General features: G+C 67.5%; 12 protein-coding genes and 1 pseudogene. 4 read left to right on the top strand and 9 right to left on the bottom strand.

Annotation, left to right across the window (positions count from 1 at the left end; genetic code table 11):
* Nucleotides 1-530: 530 nt before the first annotated feature.
* Nucleotides 531-1418: a YghX family hydrolase gene (yghX, locus tag C1931_RS15405; protein ID WP_108756966.1), complete on the bottom strand. Its 888-nt coding sequence runs from the start codon at nt 1416-1418 to the stop codon at nt 531-533.
* A gap of 93 nt (nt 1419-1511) precedes the next feature.
* On the opposite strand from yghX, the pseudogene C1931_RS20570 reads away from it, so the two are divergent.
* A pseudogene (locus C1931_RS20570) lies at nt 1512-2339 on the top strand (alpha/beta hydrolase-fold protein); the annotation flags it as partial.
* On the top strand, nt 2340-3206 hold the full coding sequence (locus C1931_RS15400; RefSeq protein WP_325051587.1) for an alpha/beta hydrolase-fold protein: 867 nt from the start codon (nt 2340-2342) through the stop codon (nt 3204-3206).
* Between the two features lie 92 nt (nt 3207-3298).
* Here C1931_RS15400 and C1931_RS15395 read toward each other — a convergent pair whose 3' ends face one another.
* A complete protein-coding gene (locus C1931_RS15395; RefSeq protein WP_108750836.1) occupies nt 3299-3721 on the bottom strand; it encodes a response regulator in 423 nt (140 codons plus the stop codon).
* An 81-nt stretch (nt 3722-3802) separates the two neighbouring features.
* The gene (locus C1931_RS15390; protein WP_108756965.1) at nt 3803-4573 is read right to left on the bottom strand and encodes a CPBP family glutamic-type intramembrane protease; all 771 of its coding nucleotides are present in this window, start codon (nt 4571-4573) and stop codon (nt 3803-3805) included.
* Nucleotides 4574-4720: 147 nt separating this feature from the next.
* Between C1931_RS15390 and C1931_RS15385 the strand changes: the two genes are divergently transcribed.
* On the top strand, nt 4721-5041 hold the full coding sequence (locus C1931_RS15385; RefSeq protein ID WP_108753911.1) for a zf-TFIIB domain-containing protein: 321 nt from the start codon (nt 4721-4723) through the stop codon (nt 5039-5041).
* 126 nt (nt 5042-5167) lie between these two features.
* Here the strand turns inward: C1931_RS15385 and C1931_RS15380 are convergent, their stop codons facing one another.
* The 6 genes from C1931_RS15380 to C1931_RS15355 all read right to left on the bottom strand — a co-directional run bounded on the left by C1931_RS15380 (nt 5168) and on the right by C1931_RS15355 (nt 12184).
* Nucleotides 5168-5680, bottom strand: coding sequence for a GNAT family N-acetyltransferase (locus C1931_RS15380; protein ID WP_108756964.1), 513 nt, complete (start codon nt 5678-5680; stop codon nt 5168-5170).
* 68 nt (nt 5681-5748) lie between these two features.
* Nucleotides 5749-6669: a copper resistance protein B gene (locus tag C1931_RS15375; protein ID WP_108756963.1), complete on the bottom strand. Its 921-nt coding sequence runs from the start codon at nt 6667-6669 to the stop codon at nt 5749-5751.
* Nucleotides 6666-8483 (bottom strand): copper resistance system multicopper oxidase, encoded by a 1818-nt coding sequence (locus tag C1931_RS15370; RefSeq protein WP_108756962.1) that lies wholly within the window; start codon nt 8481-8483, stop codon nt 6666-6668. The genes C1931_RS15375 and C1931_RS15370 overlap by 4 nt, the downstream gene beginning before the upstream one ends.
* 74 nt (nt 8484-8557) lie before the next feature.
* A complete protein-coding gene (locus C1931_RS15365) occupies nt 8558-8938 on the bottom strand; it encodes a CopL family metal-binding regulatory protein (RefSeq protein WP_108756961.1) in 381 nt (126 codons plus the stop codon).
* Between the two features lie 151 nt (nt 8939-9089).
* Nucleotides 9090-10895, bottom strand: a complete 1806-nt coding sequence (recQ, locus tag C1931_RS15360; protein ID WP_108753906.1) for a DNA helicase RecQ — start codon at nt 10893-10895, stop codon at nt 9090-9092.
* 740 nt (nt 10896-11635) lie between these two features.
* Nucleotides 11636-12184: a Dps family protein gene (locus C1931_RS15355; RefSeq protein ID WP_108753905.1), complete on the bottom strand. Its 549-nt coding sequence runs from the start codon at nt 12182-12184 to the stop codon at nt 11636-11638.
* An 86-nt stretch (nt 12185-12270) separates the two neighbouring features.
* Here C1931_RS15355 and hrpA point away from each other — a divergent pair, with 86 nt between their 5' ends.
* Nucleotides 12271-16353, top strand: a complete 4083-nt coding sequence (gene hrpA, locus C1931_RS15350; RefSeq protein WP_108756960.1) for an ATP-dependent RNA helicase HrpA — start codon at nt 12271-12273, stop codon at nt 16351-16353.
* The last annotated feature ends 30 nt before the right edge of the window (nt 16354-16383 follow it).

Here is a 16383-nt window from a genome sequence, read left to right as displayed (position 1 = left end):
GTCGGCGTCCTCGGCAAAAGGGCAGGCGTGCCACCGCGCGGGGCGGGTGGCGGGCGGTGCGTGGCTGCAAGCCGGGATGACCTTGAGCAGTTAACCGGCGGGTTCGAAAACCCCCACGCACCGCCCACCATGAAGGCCGACGGATCACCCGCCGGCACCATCCACAGACGGTGCCGACGGGCGAGCGTAAACAACATGCTCACAGGACATCACGGGCTTGCAGGCCCGGTGCCACCCGTTGTCGGTGGCGCTGCATGTTGGTTACGCTTGCGCTTGGGTTTCAATCAGAATTGTCTGAAACAGAGATCCAACCCCAAGGCGCACCTGCATTGTTGCAGGTGCAGCCAGCGCAGCACGCGACAGCACAGGACGCTTCTGCGCCAGTGGCTAGTGGAATGCGCTCAAATATGTCGCAAAGCGCGAAGTAATGCGCGACTGCTGTGAGCGCCTTCCATGATCCAAGCAAAGGCGCTGGTGCGGGGCGAGCGCGGCGCGTCGGTCCAAACGCGACACGCGCGACCCGAATCCGCTCAAGCCAGATAACGCTGGAACCACGCCAGCGTGCGCTCCCACGCAAGATCGGCCGCGGCCTTGTCGTAGCGCGGTGTCGAATCGTTGTGGAAGCCGTGGTTGGTACCCGGGTACACATACGCCTGGTAATGCGTGCCGGCCTGTTTCAGCGCGGCCTCGTACGCCGGCCACGTGGCATTGACGTTGTCATCCTTCTCGGCGAAGTGCAGCAGCAGCGGCGCCTTGATGCGTGGCACGTCCTTCGGGTCGGCCTGGCGCCCGTAGAACGGCACCGCCGCATCGAGTTCCGGGTAGGCCACAGCCGCCGCATTGCTGACGCCGCCGCCATAGCAGAAGCCGGTAATGCCGACCTTGCCGCTGGCCTGTGCATGCGCGCGCAGATATTCGATGGCCGCGAAGAAATCGTTCATCAGTTTCTGCGGATCGACCTGCTTCTGCAGTTCGCGGCCGCGATCATCATTGCCCGGATAACCGCCCACCGAACTCAAGCCATCCGGTGCGAGTGCGATGTAACCGGCCTTGGCCACGCGGCGCGCCACGTCTTCGATATAGGGGTTCAAACCACGGTTCTCGTGCGCCACCACCACCGCCGGCAGGCGTTTTTCCAGCTTGGCCGGGCGTACGAAATAGCCGCGCACCTGGCCATGTCCGTTGGGCGAGGGGTAGCTGAGGTATTCGGCGTGGATATCGGGATCGGTGAAGGACACCTGCTGCGCCAACGCGTAGTCGGGCGTGAGCGCGGCCAGCAGCGTGCCGGCGGTGACGCCAGCCACGGCGAAGGCCGCGGCGCGATCCAGGAAGTCGCGGCGGCTCATGCGCCCATGCACGTAACCGTCGTACAGCTCCAGCAGTTCGGCGGGAAAGTCCTTGGCGGTCAGTCGGGTCATGCGGGCACTCCAAGCGCAGGGGCGAACGCCGAATCTAGCACTGTCCTGCCGCAGGCCGTTATGCTCGAAGAATTTCCGGTGAAGGATTCCACCATGCGCGTGTTCGTGCTTCCGTTCCTGCTTCTGGCCGCCTGTGCCGCACCGCTGCACGCGGCCGAACCGGCGCCGCCCACGCAGTCGACCGCCGCCGCGCCGCTGGCCATCGGCGAAACCTTCACCGTCGAGTCGAAGGCGCTGGGCGAAACCCGCCGCATCAACGTCTACCGGCCGCAGCCCTGGGGGCTGGACCCGAAGACGCCGCTGCCGGTGTTGTACATGCCCGACGGTGGCATCGGCGAAGACTTCCTGCACGTGGCGGGGCTGGTGCAGGTGCTGACCGGCAACGGCAGCATGCGCCCGTTCCTGTTGGTGGGCATCGAAAACACCGAGCGCCGGCGCGACATGACCAGCCCCAGCAGCGACCCGCAGGACCAGAAGATTGCCCCGCGCATTGGCGGTTCGGCGGCCTACCGCAGCTTCCTGCGCGACGAACTGATGCCGCAGGTGCGGCAGCGCTACGCCACCACCGACGAACGCGCGCTGATGGGTGAATCGCTGGCCGGCCTGTTCGTGGTCGAAACGCTGCTGCAGGAACCGGGGCTGTTCAACAGCTATATCGCGCTGGACCCCAGCCTGTGGTGGAACAAGGGCGCGCTGCTGGCGGCGGCGCCGAAGCGCTTTCCGGCCGTGGCCAAGGCGGGCCCGCGCGTGTTCCTGGCCAGCAGTGGCCAGCCGGAACTGGCCGATGCCAGCGCGAAACTTGCCGCGCTGCTGCAGCAGGCCTCGCCGTCACCGTTGGTGAAGTACCAGCCGCTGCCGGATGAAACCCACGCCACGATCTATCACCCGGCCGCGCTGCAGGCACTGCGCACCTTGTTCCCGCTGCCCGCCGCAGCGCCGGCCGTTGCCGAAGTCGCGCCGGCGCAGCCGTATGTGGCACTGCCCGATACCCAGACGCTGCGTGTGCACGATCCGGCGGGCCGCGATTATCCCATCTGGGTGGCCTTGCCGGCCGGTTATGCCGAACACCCGCAGAAGCGCTACCCGGTGCTGTACGTGACCGATGCGCTGTACAGCTTCCCGCTGGTGCGCAGCGTGCGCAACCTGGTGGGGCAGCAGGGGCAGAACATCGAGGACTTCATCCTGGTCGGGTTGCCGCCGCAGGAAGGCCTGACGTCCAAGCAGAGCCGCTCGCGCGACTACACGCCCAGCAACCCGGCGCGCATTCCTGCCGACTACTACAGCAGCGATGTGACCTACGGCGGCGCCGCGCACTACCGCGATTTCCTGGCCACGCAGGTGCTGCCGCTGGTCGATGCGCGCTACCGCACCGATGCGGCCCGACGCACGTTCGCCGGCCATTCCTATGGCGCCCTGTTCGGCGCCTATGTGCTGACCACCCAGCCGGACCTGTTCAGCACTTACATCCTGTCCAGCCCTTCGCTGTGGTTCGACCAGGGGCTGCTGCCGCGCCTGCAGGACGCCGCCGTCATTCCCGCGCAGCCGACCCGCGTGCTGCTGTCGGTTGGCGGCTACGAAACCATCAAGCCTGGCCCGCGCTATTCCACCGGCAATGACATGCTGCGGCAGGCGGCCGATTTCACCACCCAGCTGCAGCGCCCTGGCCGCAACCTGCAGGTGGATAACGTGGTGATCGATGGTGAAGACCATCTGACCGTGTACCCGCGGGTGATCACCCGTGCGCTGTTGGACGTGCTGCCGGGGGAGGGGCCTTACACCGGTGGCTGACGGTTGCCGCCATCCACGCATGGCGTGGATCTACTGACGGCGGAGCCGTGGCGTGGATGCAGGTAGATCCACGCCATGCGTGGATGAATGACTTACGCCGCCTGCGCGTCCGGCCCGGTCAGCACGCCGGCGTCGGCATGGCGGAAGCACAGCCGGATCGCATCCAGCAGCTCGCTCATGTTGTACGGCTTGGGCAGGAAATGAATGCCTGCGCGCAGCTGCGGCAGCACGCTGTGCTGGTCCATGCCCGAGGTGACCAGGATCGGCAGCTGCGGGTACAGCCCGCGCACCTGGTTGGCGGCCTCGATGCCACTGACCCGGCCCAGGTTGACGTCGGTGAACAGCAGATCGAAGCGTTCACCGGCGGCCAGCAGGCCCAGCGCGGCCTCGGCGCTGCTGACGCCCACCACGTGGCAGGCCTGGCTTTCCAGCGCCATGCGGCTCAGCTCGCGGGTTTCTTCGGCATCCTCGATCAGCAGGACGCGCGGTTCAACGTGGCGCTTGGACAGCAACATGACGCGACAACTCCGGACAGCAGCGGTGAAAAGGCGCGCAAGTATGCTCGACCGTAGGGTGATATCCATGTGCAGGACGGGCTAAGACAACGTTACAGCGCGTCTGCGGCGTGCGTGCAGGCCCAATACGGCCACGGCCAGCAGGGCGGTGCCGACGCGCAGGCTGGTGGCCTGCCAGCCCAGCGCCATCGCATCGTCCAGGCTGAACACATTCCAGGCCAGGTTCATCGAAACGTGCAGGGCCAGACCGCACCACAGGGTGTTGCCGTCCAGATGGTCGAGCCAGGCGAAGATGAACCCGCCGAACGCGATGACCACCCCGACGAACACGGCGGTGGTGCCGCCGCCGAAACCGCCGAACCCCAGCCAGTGCACCAGCCCGAACAGCAGCGCCTGCGGCAGCGCCAGCAGCGCCCAAGGGCCGCGCACGATCTTTACCAGCAGCACGAAGCCGAGCCCGCGGAACAGCACTTCCTCGGCCAGCGGAAACAACACGGCCAGCATCGTGGCGTCCACTGCGGTCAGCGCGGTGTTGGGTGTGCCCAGTGCGCCCAGACCCAGCCAGCACGTGAGACTGGCCAGCAACACCCAGAGCGGGCCGCGCCCGCCGTTCCAGCGCAGGCCCAGGCTGGCCGCCAGCCCCATGCCACGGGGGCGCAGCAGGGCCGCCAGCAGCAGCGCCACCAGCACCGCCAAGGCGTTGTCGAGCAGGCTGCCGCCATACGGAATGGGCAAGGCGGGGATGGGAAGGCCCGCTGCCGCACTGAGGTCACGCAGGTTCAGGCCGAGGCCGACGCCCAGCAGCGCCAGCAACAGGCGGCCGGCGGCGGGCAGGTGGAAAGCGGGGTTCATGCGCGCGCTCCTTGCGGGATGAACCTGCAGTGTGTGTGGCCAGCCACGCGTGCGCGCGCCCCGTTAGTCCCTGTGCCATCGGTCATGTTGCCGAACAGTCATCGATAGACAGGTACAGTCAAGGACAGACTGAAAGGAGCGACGCCCATGCAGTGCCCCGTGTGTACCACCCAGACCCTGCAGATGGCCGAGCGCCATGGCATTGAAATCGACTACTGCCCCAGTTGCCGCGGCGTGTGGCTGGACCGTGGTGAACTGGACAAGATCATCGAGCGGGCCGGCGCTGCTGCGGGCGCTGCCGTGCCGCCGCCGGCACCGGTGCAGGCGCAGCCGCAGGTGGCCGCGCAGGTGGTGCATCGTGATACCCGCCATCTGGGCCAGCGCTATGAAGACAGCCGCGGGCAGCATGGCCAGGGTTACAAGAAAAAGAAGAAGGAAAGCTTCCTGTCGGAGCTGTTTGATTTCTGAGAACGGCAGGTAGAGTCGAGCTTGCTCGACTGCAGGGAAAGCAGTCGAGCAAGCTCGACTCTACAAAGAGCGGAAAGGCGAGAAGCAGTCGAGCAAGCTCGACTCTACGAGAGCACGCGGTCGGCGTTACGGGCGGCGCAGGATGTGTTCGCGGTCGTGGGTGCTGCCGACGATGAAGTCGTACTCGCCGGCTTTTTCGCAGCCGTAGCGTGCGTAGAAGCGCTGGGCGGCGAGGTTTTCTTCCCACACGCCCACCCACAGGGTGCGGCGATGCGGCTGGTCCAGCCAGGCGATGAAGGCGTCCATCAGGCGCGCGCCGTGGCCGCGGTTGTGGTGCGCGGCCAGGATGTACAGGCGCTTCAGTTCGATATCGCCATCGCGCGCTTCGGCGTGCGGCAGGGTGTTGGCGCCGGCCGCCAGATAGCCGACCACCTGTTCGCCGTCCAGCAGCAACCAGACGGCGCTGTGCGGGTAGGACAGTTCCTCGCGCTGCGGCGCCAGGCCGTAGTGTTCCTGCAGGAAGACGTCCAGTTCCTGCGGCGGGTACGAGTCGCCCCAGGTTTCGGTGTACGTGGCAATGGCAATGGCCGAAAGCGCTTCGGCATCGGCCAGGGTGGCGCGGCGGATCTGCAGGGACATGGTGGTGGCAGTGTTCAAGCGTGGCGCAGTGTAGCCGGCCCCGGCGCGAACCGGGGCCTTGCAGTGCCTTAGAACCACATGCGCACGCCGGCGACCCAGCGCGTGTCGCGCGCATGGTCGCCGGCATGGTCGGCGGCATCACCGAAGCTGCGCTCGTGGCTGATGCCGATGTACGGCGCGAAGCGGCGGTTGAACTCGTAGCGCAGGCGCAGGCCGGCCTCGACCTTGTTCAGGCCCTGGCCGATGCCGTGCTCCGGTTCGTCCTTGGCCGCCAGCGTGGCTTCCACCAGCGGTTGCAGGATCAGCCGGTTGGTCAGCAGTACGTCGTACTCCACTTCGGCCTTGGCCAGCACTTGCCCGCCGGAACCCAGGTACAGCGTGGCCGAGCTTTCGAACTTGTACGGCGCCAGGCCCTGGATGCCGATCGCCGCCCAGGTGCGCGAATCGGCGGGGCGGAAATCCTGGCGGACGCCGACCAGCACGTCCCACCACGGCGAGACGCTGCGGCCGTACAACGCTTCCAGCGACGAGGATTCGGTGCGGCCGCCACTGCGTTCACCATCGCTGCGCAGCCACAGGCGGTTGATGTCGCCGCCGATCCAGCCACTGGCTTCCCAGGCCTGGCCCTTTCCGTCCTGGCCATCCCAGTGTTCCAGGCGGTCGATCAGCAGCAGGCTGTTGATCTGCGGCGCATGTTCCATCGCATCGTGATTGATGGGCGGGAAGGCCGCGGCGCGGTCAGCGTCGGTCGACACCGGGATGGGGTCGCGGGGTTCGCTGGGCGCGGGCATCGTGTGGCCCATCGCGGCGTGGTCCATCTGCGCGTGGTCCATCGTTGAATGGTCCATCTTCGAATGATCCATCTTCGAATGATCGACCGGTGCCGCTGCGGGCATGGCCATGTCATGGCCGGCGTGCGACTGCGCGAAGGCGGGCAGGGCAGTGGCCAGGCCCACGGCCAACAGACTGCGGGAGACGAGGCGGCTCATTCTTCGATCCTCACTTCACGCATCATGCCCGCTTCCATGTGGTACAGCAGATGGCAGTGGTAGGCCCAGCGGCCCAGTGCATCGGCACGGACGCGGTAGCTGCGGCGGGTGCCAGGCGGCATGTCCACGGTGTGCTTGCGCACCTGGAACTCACCGGCGGCGTTTTCCACATCGCTCCACACACCGTGCAGGTGGATCGGGTGCTGCATCATGGTGTCGTTCACCAGCACGATGCGCATGCGCTCGCCGTAGTTCAGCCGCAGCGGTTCGGCACTGGCGAAGGGAACGCCGTCGAACGACCAGGCGAATTTCTCCATGTGCCCGGTCAGGTGCAGCTCGATCTCGCGGCCGGGCTCGCGGCCATCCGGGTCGTCGAACAGGCTGTGCATTGCACCGTAGGTCAGTACCTGGCGGCCGTTGTCGCGCAGGCCGATGCCAGGGTCATCCAGCTTGGGTTCGGTGGCGCCGCTGCGCATGTCCACCAGCGGGCTGGCCAGTTCGCTGGCCGAATGCTTCGGCGCCTTGCTCGCCGCAGCGGTGCCATGCGCGCTGTGGTCCATGTGGGCGCCGCAGCCACCCTCCATGCTTTTCATGGCCGCCATGTCATGCCCGTCGTGGCCCGCCATGTCATGCCCCGACATGTCATGCCCCATGTCGCTCATCGTCAGCAGCGGGCGCGGGTCGCGCTGCGGAATCGGCGCCTGCAGGCCATGACGCACGGCCAGGGTGCCGGCGGCAAAGCCGGTGCGGCCCATGTCCTGGCAGAAAATGGTGAAGGCGTCCTGGCCGCTGGGTTCCACCAGCACGTCGTAGGTCTCGGCCGGGGCAATGCGGAATTCATCGATGCTGACCGGGTGGATGTACTGGCCATCGGCGGCCACCACGGTCATCTTCAGGCCGGGAATGCGCACGTCGAAATAGGTCATCGAGGCGCCGTTGATGAAGCGCAGCAGCACCTTTTCGCCACTGCGGAACAGCCCGGTCCAGTTGCCGGCCGGCGCCGTGCCGTTCATCAGGTAGGTGTAGGTGTGCGCATTGACGTCGGAAATGTCGGTGGGGGTCATGCGCATGCGGCCCCACATGCCGCGGTCGGACAGTGCCGCCGACCAGCCGTCGCGGCGCACGTCGCGCACGAAGTCGGGCAGGGTGCGCTTGTAGTAGTTGTCATGCTCGGCCAGCTTCTTCATGCGCCGGAACAGCGCGCCCGGGTCCATGTCCGTCCAGTCCGACAGCAGGATCACGTGCTCGCGGTCGTGCTGGTAGGGCGCCGGTTCGGCCGGGTCGATGATCAGCGCGCCGTACAGGCCGGCCTGTTCCTGGAACATCGAATGGCTGTGGTACCAGTAGGTGCCCGACTGCTTCAGCTGGAAGTGGTAGTGGTAGGTCTCGCCGGGGCCGATGCCGTTGAAGCTGAGCCCGGGCACGCCGTCCATGTTGGCCGGCAGCAGGATGCCGTGCCAGTGGATGGAGGTGGGGTGGCGCTCCAGCGTGTTGCGCACGAACAGGTCCACGGTCTGGCCTTCGCGCCAGCGCAGGATGGGCGCCGGCAGCGAGCCGTTCACGGTGATCGCCGGGCGGGTGCGGCCGGTGAAGTTGGCCAGCGATTCGCCGATGGCCAGTTCAACGCGGGTGTCGGTGAGCACGGCCGGTGCGCCGGCCAGGCGCGGCGTGGCGCTGGCAGCGGCAAGCGCGCGCTGCGGCACGCCGATGGCGGTGGCGCCAGCGACCACGCCGCCAGCGGCCAGGCCCTGTACGAACAGGCGGCGCGACGGCATGGGCAGGGCGCCCGGGCCGGGGGGAATACGGGTATTCATGGGTGACTCCGGAACACGGGTACGACCGGCACGGGGCCGGCAGCGAAGCGCGATGCGCCCGCAGGCGCGCGGAATCAGCCGATGGGAGGGCGTGAGATGGGCGGCAGCGGCGGCGCGGGCCGCCCGCTGGCGTGTACGGGCGGCGGCGCCAGCGACCAGGCCGGGCCGACCGGCAGGGCCAGCGGCTGCACGGCCAGCAGGGGCTGCTGGGCACAGCTGCGCACGCAGTCCTTCATCTGGCAGTGGCTGTCGTGGGCCGGGGCCTGGGTTTCCGGGGCCGGTTCAGCCTGCATGCCCGCATGGTGGTGGCAGTCGGGTTCATCTGCCGCCGCGCTGGCGTTTTCATGCGCCATCGGGCCCATCTGCGCGTGCCCACTGGCCATGGCCGCGTTCACCCCGTTGAGCAACAGGCTGAGCATGAGCACGACACGCAGCAGGGTGGAGGCGACGGACATGGGCATCAATCTAACGGCAAGCGGGGCGCGATGCACTTCTTGCTGAATGGCGTGTTCAAGGTTGGAGCAGGGCGAGGGTGGCGTCGAGCACCGCGGCGAGGGTAGCGCCGGGCCACGCCCGGCGAGCGCGATGCGCGCCAACGCCGAACGCCTAGCCTTCCTCGCGCACGATCTCCACCAGGCGCGGGCCGTAGCGGCTGAGCTTGGTGCCGCCGATGCCGCCCACCCGGGCCAGTTCATCCAGCGAGGTCGGGCGCTGTTCGGCAATGTTGCGCAGGGTGCTGTCGTGGAAGATCACGAAGGCCGGCACGTTCTGTTCGCGGGCCAGTTCGGCACGCAGGCCGCGCAGGGCGTTGAACAGGGCCAGATCCTGCGGCAGCACCGACAGGCCGGTACGCTGCGCGCTGCGCTCGCGGCCTGCGGTGGCGCTGGCGGCATCGCGGCGCATGCTGATCTGGCGGCGCCCGGTCAGCACTGCGCGGCTGGCGTCGGTCAGGCGCAGGCCGCCATGGCCCTCGCTGTCCACTTCCAGCAGGCTGGCCGCCACCAGTTGCCGGAACACGCTGCGCCAGGTGCGCGCATCCAGGTCGCGGCCGATGGCGTAGGTGCTCAGCTTGTCGTGGCCCTGCTGCTTGATCTTCTCGTTCTCGCTGCCACGCAGGATATCGATCAGGTGGCCCACGCCGAAGCGCTGGCCGCTGCGGTACACGCAGCTCAGGGCCTTCTGCGCGGGAATGGTGGCGTCCCAGGCGGCCGGCGGGGTCAGGCAGTTGTCACAGTTGCCGCAGGGTTGCGGATAGGTTTCGCCGAAACCGGCCAGCAGCACCTGGCGGCGGCACTGCATGGATTCGCAGTAGCCCAGCAGATGGTCCAGCTTGGACCGTTCCAGCTGCTTGCGCTCTTCGCTGGCTTCGGACTGCTCGATCATCTGCTTCAGCAGCACCACATCGCCCAGGCCGTAGCACAGCCAGGCCTCGGCGGCCTCGCCATCGCGGCCGGCGCGGCCGGTTTCCTGGTAGTAGCCTTCCATCGATTTGGGCAGGTCGGTATGCGCCACGAAGCGCACATCCGGCTTGTCGATGCCCATGCCGAAGGCGATGGTCGCGCACATGACAATGCCGTCTTCGCGCAGGAAGCGGCGCTGGTTGTTGGCGCGCACTTCCGGCGGCAGGCCGGCGTGGTAGGGCAAGGCATTGAAGCCCTGGCCGCAGAGGAATTCGGCGGTCTCTTCCACCTTGCGCCGCGACATGCAGTAGACGATGCCGGCCTCGCTGCGGTGGCCGCGCAGGAAATCGGTCAGCTGCTTGCGCGCGTTGTCCTTCTGCACCACGGTGTAGCGGATGTTGGGGCGGTCGAAGGAGCTGACGAAGTGGCGGGCCTGGGCCAGGTCCAGGCGCTCGGCGATCTCGCGCTGGGTGGGCGGATCGGCGGTGGCGGTCAGGGCGATGCGCGGAATGTCCGGCCAGCGCTCGTGCAGCACCGTCAACTGGCGGTATTCGGGGCGGAAATCGTGGCCCCACTGCGACACACAGTGCGCTTCGTCGATGGCGAACAGCGCGATGTGGCTGCGCGAGAGCAGGGACAGGAAGCGGCCGGTCAGCAGGCGCTCGGGGGCGACATAGAGCATGTCCAGTTCGCCGGCCAGCAGTTCGCGTTCGACCCGGGCGGCGGTTTCGCCATCCAGGGTGGAATTCAGGTATTCGGCGCGCACGCCGAGCTGGCGCAGGGCTTCGACCTGGTCCTGCATGAGGGCGATGAGCGGGGAGATGACGATGCCGCAACCGTCACGCAGCAGGGCCGGGACCTGGTAGCAGAGCGACTTGCCGCCGCCGGTGGGCATCAGCACCAGGGCGTCATGGCCGGCAGCCACATGCTCCACGATGTCCTGCTGGGGACCACGGAAATCGTCGTAACCAAAGACGCGTTGGAGCAGATCGTGCGCAGGACGGGAAGCCATCCGCCTAGTTTACCCCGGCCGGGGTGGTAGGGGTTCGGCAGGGCTGCGCCCTGCACATGCTTGGAGCAACGTCAACGTCAACGTCCAGAGCGGGCTCTGCGTGGGATGGCGGGGCGGTGTCGGATTGCGGGGACGCCGCAAGTACGTCCGTGTAGGCTTGGCCGCGGCATCCATGCCGCGGACACCCCGCAATCCGACACCGCCCCGCCTCTGACAGGTTCACGCGGCTGTGGGTAGGTGTCGACCTTGGTCGACACATCTGTCAGATATCGAATGAACAAAATGGGGTCGGAGCCGTTTTCCTGCGGAAAACGGCTCCGACCCCAAGCTTTGCCGACAGATGGCGGGAAACTGTCGAAGGCGGGGTGGGTCCGGTTGAGGGGGTATCCGCGCCATGGATGGCGGCTGTGGGTAGGTGTCGACCTTGGTCGACACATCTGTCAGACATCGAATGAATCATCCACGCGTGGCGTGGCTCTACTGTGTCGACCAAGGTCGACACCTGCCAGAGCATTGGGCCGTTCCGGCAGATCGCGGAGGTCTGTCGAAGGCGGGGTGGGTCCGGTTGAGGGGGTATCCGCGCCATGGATGGCGCGGCTAAGCTCCATGGATCGGTTTACGGCGTCCCCCTCAACCGGACCCACCCCGCCAACCCTCAGCAAACCAGCTTCTGCTGTTGCTCTGGCTTCGGCTTGAAGCAGGTGCAGGGCTGCAAGCCCTGCCGAAAAACCCCCAAACACTTACTGGAGCAGGGAGCGCAGCATCCAGGCGTACTTCTCGTGGGTCTGCAGGCGCTGGGTCATCAGATCCTCGGTCGGGGCGTCGTCGGCATCGTCGGCCACGTCCAGCACTTCACGTGCCGTACGGCACACCGCTTCGTTGGCGACCACCAACTGGCGTACCATTTCCCGCCAGTCCGCGCTGTCGGTCAGGCCCGGCTCCTCGGCAATCGAGGTCAGCGCAGCGAATTCCCGGTAGGAGCCCGGGGCATTGAACCCCAGGGCGCGGATGCGCTCGGCCACATCGTCCAGGGCTGCCCACTGCTCGGTGTACTGGGTCTCGAACATGGTGTGCAGCGAATTGAACATCGACCCGGTCACGTTCCAGTGGAAGTTGTGGGTCTTCAGGTAGAGCGTGAACGCATCGGCCTGGAACCGCGACAGACCGTCGGCGATCTTCTTGCGGTTGCCCTGGGTGATCCCGATATCGATGTTGGGTGCCGACGGCGCCGCCGCCGCAAGCTTCTGCTTGCCGGTCTTGGGCTTGGTCGTGCTCTTGGTCTTCGCCATGGGGTTCCTCCTTGTGGAATCGTTGGCCTTCACAGTAAATCAGTCGTGATGACTGGTCGCTTTCAAAGTTTTGAACGAACCGATTGATGAACGCTATCAATAAAAATATGCCGCCCCGCCTGCGCCAACAGCGCGCCGCCATCGATGGCGCCATGAGCCGCGACCGGGGCCGTCTGCTGGGCATGCTGTCGCGTTGCCAGGCCAAGCCCGAAGATGCGGCCCTGGCCGCCACGTTCGAGCAGGCCCTGCAGGCATCGGTGCAGCGCCGCCAGCAGCGGGCGCAGCAGCAGCCATCCATTACTCTGGACCCGCAGCTGCCGATTGCGCGTGAAGCCGAGGCGATCATCGGCCTGATCCGCGACCACCAGGTGGTGGTGATCGCCGGCGAAACCGGTTCGGGCAAGACCACCCAGCTGCCGAAGCTGTGCCTGGCTGCGGGCCGTGGCCAGGCCGGCATGATCGGCTGCACCCAGCCGCGACGGATTGCCGCACGTGCGGTGGCCAGCCGCGTGGCGCAGGAACTGCACAGCGAACTGGGCCAGCTGGTCGGCTACCAGGTGCGTTTCAACGACAAGGTCAGCGACGACAGCCGCATCAAGTTCATGACCGACGGCATCCTGCTGGCGGAGATCGCCAGCGACCGCTGGCTGTCGAACTACGACACGATCATCGTGGACGAGGCGCACGAACGCAGCCTCAACATCGACTTCCTGCTGGGCTACCTGAAGCAGCTGCTGCGCAAGCGCCCGGACCTGAAGCTGATCGTCACCTCGGCCACCATCGATACCGAACGCTTCGCCCAGCATTTCGACAATGCGCCGGTGATCAGCGTGGAAGGGCGCACCTTCCCGGTGGAAGTGCGCTACCGCGCGCTGGAAGGCGAGGGCGAACAGGAGGGCGAGCGCACGGTGAACGATGCCATCGTGTCGGCCATCGACGAGATCACCCGCCTGGATGCGCGGGGCGACGTGCTGATCTTCCTGCCCGGTGAACGCGAGATCCGCGATGCGCACCAGTCGCTGGAGCGCCGCAAGTACCGCAATACCGAGGTGCTGCCGCTGTACGCGCGGCTGTCCAACCAGGACCAGGACCGGGTGTTCAACCCGGGCCCGAACCGGCGCATCGTGCTGGCCACCAACGTGGCCGAGACCTCGCTGACGGTGCCGCGCATCCGCTACGTGGTCGATCCGGGCTTCGCCCGCGTCAAGCGCTACAGCCCGCGCAACAAGCTGGACCGCCTGCATATCGAGCCGATCTCGCAGGCCAGTGCCAACCAGCGCAAGGGCCGCTGCGGCCGTATTGCCGAGGGCATCTGCTACCGCCTGTATGCCGAAGCCGATTTCCAGGCGCGGCCGGAGTTCACCGATCCGGAAATCCGCCGCTCCAGCCTGGCCGGGGTGATCCTGCGCATGCTGCAGCTGGGCCTGGGCCGCATCGAGGACTTCCCGTTCCTGGAAGCGCCGGACGAGCGCGCGGTGGCCGATGGTTGGCAGCAGCTGACCGAACTGGGCGCGATCGATGCCGAGCGGCGCATGACCACCATCGGCAAGCAGATGGCACGCCTGCCGGTGGACGTGAAGCTGGCGCGCATGCTGGTGGCCGCGCAGGCGGCAGGTTGCCTGCGGCCGATGCTGGTGATCGCCTCGTTCCTGGGCATCCAGGACCCGCGCGAACGTCCGCCCGAAGCGCGTGGTGCGGCTGACAGTGCGCATGCGCAGTTCGCCGATGGGCGCTCTGAACTCGTGGGCGTGCTGCGCCTGTGGGATGGCTATCGCACGGCCCACGAAGACCTGACCCAATCGAAACTGCGCGACTGGTGCGGCCGCCATTTCCTGGGCTTCCTGCGCATGCGCGAATGGCGCGAGCTGCACCGCCAGCTGCGCTTGCTGTGCGAAGAGCTGGGCTGGAAGGAAGAAGCCAGCGATGCGGCGATGGCACCGCTGCTGGCCGGCAGCAGTGCGCCGGCCCCAGCGCGTGACGACGCGGCCGCGGTGAAGGCCACCCGTGGCCAGTTGCACCGCGCTGCGCGCCTGGCCCGCGAAGGCAAGACCGAGGCCGTGCCGGCACCGGTGGCGGCGCGTGCGCAGAAGGACGAAGTGCCTGCCGGGGGTGGCTTCAGCGAGCGTGTGCGCGCTAGCGCCTACCAGACCCTGCACCGTGCGTTGATCGCCGGCCTGCCCACGCAGGTGGGCCACCGCACCGACAAGGGCGATTTCCAGGCGCCGCGCCAGCGCCGCTTCCTGCCGTTCCCGGGTTCGGCGCTGTCCAAGCGCCCGCCGCCGTGGCTGCTGGCGGCCAACCTGCTGGACACGCAGAAGGTCTGGGGCATGACTCTGGCGGCCATCGAGCCGGACTGGGTGATTGCCGAACTGCCGCACCTGCTGCTGCGCAAGCACTTCGACCCGCACTGGTCGCGCGCGCAGGGCCAGGTGCTGGCCTCGGAACAGATCAGCCTGTTCGGCCTGGTGCTGGCCCCGAAGAAGCCGGTGCACTACGGCCGCATCGAACCGGGCGAGGCGCATGACATCTTCGTGCGCCAGGCGCTGGTGACCGGCGAAATCAACACCCGCGCCAGTTTCGTGGCCGACAACCACAAGGTGCTGGAACAGGCCCGCGAGGAAGAGGCCAAGCTGCGCCGCGCCGGTATCGTGGCCGACGAGGACTGGCAGGCGCGCTGGTACCTGGACCGCGTACCGCCGCAGATCCATTCGGCATCGGGCCTGGATGCGTGGTGGAAGACCCTGCCGCCGGAACAGCGCAAGGGCCTGCACTGGTCGCTGGTCGACCTGTTGCCCGGCGAAGGCAGCGAGCAGGAGCGCTACCCCAAGTATCTGGCGCTGGGCCAGGCGCGGCTGCCGCTGCACTACCGCTTCGAGCCGGGCAGCGACGACGACGGCGTAACCCTGGACGTGCCGCTGCACCTGTTGAACGCGCTGGATCCGGTGCAGTTGGGCTGGCTGGCGCCGGGCTTCGTGGCCGACAAGGCCGCGGCGCTGATCCGCAGCCTGCCCAAGGCCATGCGCCGCAACTACGTGCCCGCACCGGATTTCGCCCGGGCATTCTTCGAGGCCTTCCCACAACCCAGCGCCGACGCGATCACCGGCGAGCTGGCGCGCTTCCTGTCGCGTGCCACCGGCGCGCAGGTGGCGGCCACCGATTTCGAGCCCACCTCGATCGAGCCGCACCTGCACATGAACCTGCGGCTGCGCGATGAGCACGGCAAGGTGCTGGCCAGTTCGCGCGATCTGGACGCGCTGCGCGCGAAGTTCGGCAGCCGTGCCGGCGATGCCTTTGCTGCACGCGCCGGCCGCGAGATGGCGGCCGACGGCCTGCGCAGCTTCCCGTCCACGCCGATTCCCTTGCAGGTGCCCGGTGAAGCCGGCGTGCCGGCCTACCCGGCGCTGCTGGATGAAGGGGACAGCGTGGCGCTGCGCATCTTCGCCGACCGCCAGCAGGCCGAGGAAGCGCATCCGCTGGGCGTGCGCCGCTTGCTGGAAATCGCCCTGTCGGACAAGGTGAAGCAGGCCCGCAAGCAGTTGCCGGTGGGCGCCAAGACCGGCCTGCTGTATGCCGCCATTGAATCGCAGGAACGCCTGCGTGGCGATCTGGTGGATGCGGCAATGAACGCGGTGTTGGCCGAGGGTCTGGGCGACATCCGCGATGCCGGCGCGTTCGAGCAGCGACGCGAGCAGGTGGCCAAGGCGCTGTTCGGCGAGGCGATGCAGCGGCTGAAACTGGCCGAGACCATCCTGGGCCTGGTGGGCGAACTGAAGCCGCTGCTGGAAGCGCCGTTGATGGGCTGGGCGCGCGGCAACCTGGATGACATGGAAGCGCAGCTGGTGGGCCTGATCCACCCCGGCTTCCTGCGCGATACGCCGGCCGATGCACTGGCCCAGTACCCGCGCTACCTGAAGGCGATGATTCTGCGCACCGAACGCGCCAAGCGCGATCCGCCGCGCGACCAGGCGCGCATGCTGGAACTGCATCCGTTCCTGGATGCGTTGCGCACCGGCGAGGAGCAGGGACTGCGCGAGCGCCCGCAATGGCAGGCCCTGCGCTGGGACCTGGAAGAGCTGCGTGTTTCCCTGTTCGCCCAGGAGCTGGGCGCACGCACCGGCATTTCAGCCAAGAAGCTGGCGCAGCGGGTAACCGCATTGCGCCAGCTGTAATCGGACAGCGCCGTGCCAGGCCCGGCGCTG

The sequence above is a fragment of the Stenotrophomonas sp. YAU14A_MKIMI4_1 genome (genome assembly GCF_003086855.1).
Taxonomy (GTDB): Bacteria; Pseudomonadota; Gammaproteobacteria; order Xanthomonadales; family Xanthomonadaceae; genus Stenotrophomonas.
This window is presented reverse-complemented; position numbering and strand designations above follow the sequence as displayed.

Excerpts from the sequence above, each read along its gene's own strand:
- C1931_RS15385 (WP_108753911.1), top strand. The coding sequence starts at position 4,721 with ATGCAGTGCCCCGTGTGTACCACCCAGACCCTGCAGATGGCCGAGCGC.
- C1931_RS15380 (WP_108756964.1), bottom strand. The coding sequence starts at position 5,680 with ATGTCCCTGCAGATCCGCCGCGCCACCCTGGCCGATGCCGAAGCGCTT.
- C1931_RS15365 (WP_108756961.1), bottom strand. The coding sequence starts at position 8,938 with ATGTCCGTCGCCTCCACCCTGCTGCGTGTCGTGCTCATGCTCAGCCTG.
- C1931_RS15355 (WP_108753905.1), bottom strand. The coding sequence starts at position 12,184 with ATGGCGAAGACCAAGAGCACGACCAAGCCCAAGACCGGCAAGCAGAAG.
- hrpA (WP_108756960.1), top strand. The coding sequence starts at position 12,271 with ATGAACGCTATCAATAAAAATATGCCGCCCCGCCTGCGCCAACAGCGC.
- recQ (WP_108753906.1), bottom strand. The coding sequence starts at position 10,895 with ATGGCTTCCCGTCCTGCGCACGATCTGCTCCAACGCGTCTTTGGTTAC.
- C1931_RS15375 (WP_108756963.1), bottom strand. The coding sequence starts at position 6,669 with ATGAGCCGCCTCGTCTCCCGCAGTCTGTTGGCCGTGGGCCTGGCCACT.
- C1931_RS15370 (WP_108756962.1), bottom strand. The coding sequence starts at position 8,483 with ATGAATACCCGTATTCCCCCCGGCCCGGGCGCCCTGCCCATGCCGTCG.
- C1931_RS15390 (WP_108756965.1), bottom strand. The coding sequence starts at position 4,573 with ATGAACCCCGCTTTCCACCTGCCCGCCGCCGGCCGCCTGTTGCTGGCG.
- yghX (WP_108756966.1), bottom strand. The coding sequence starts at position 1,418 with ATGACCCGACTGACCGCCAAGGACTTTCCCGCCGAACTGCTGGAGCTG.
- C1931_RS15395 (WP_108750836.1), bottom strand. The coding sequence starts at position 3,721 with ATGTTGCTGTCCAAGCGCCACGTTGAACCGCGCGTCCTGCTGATCGAG.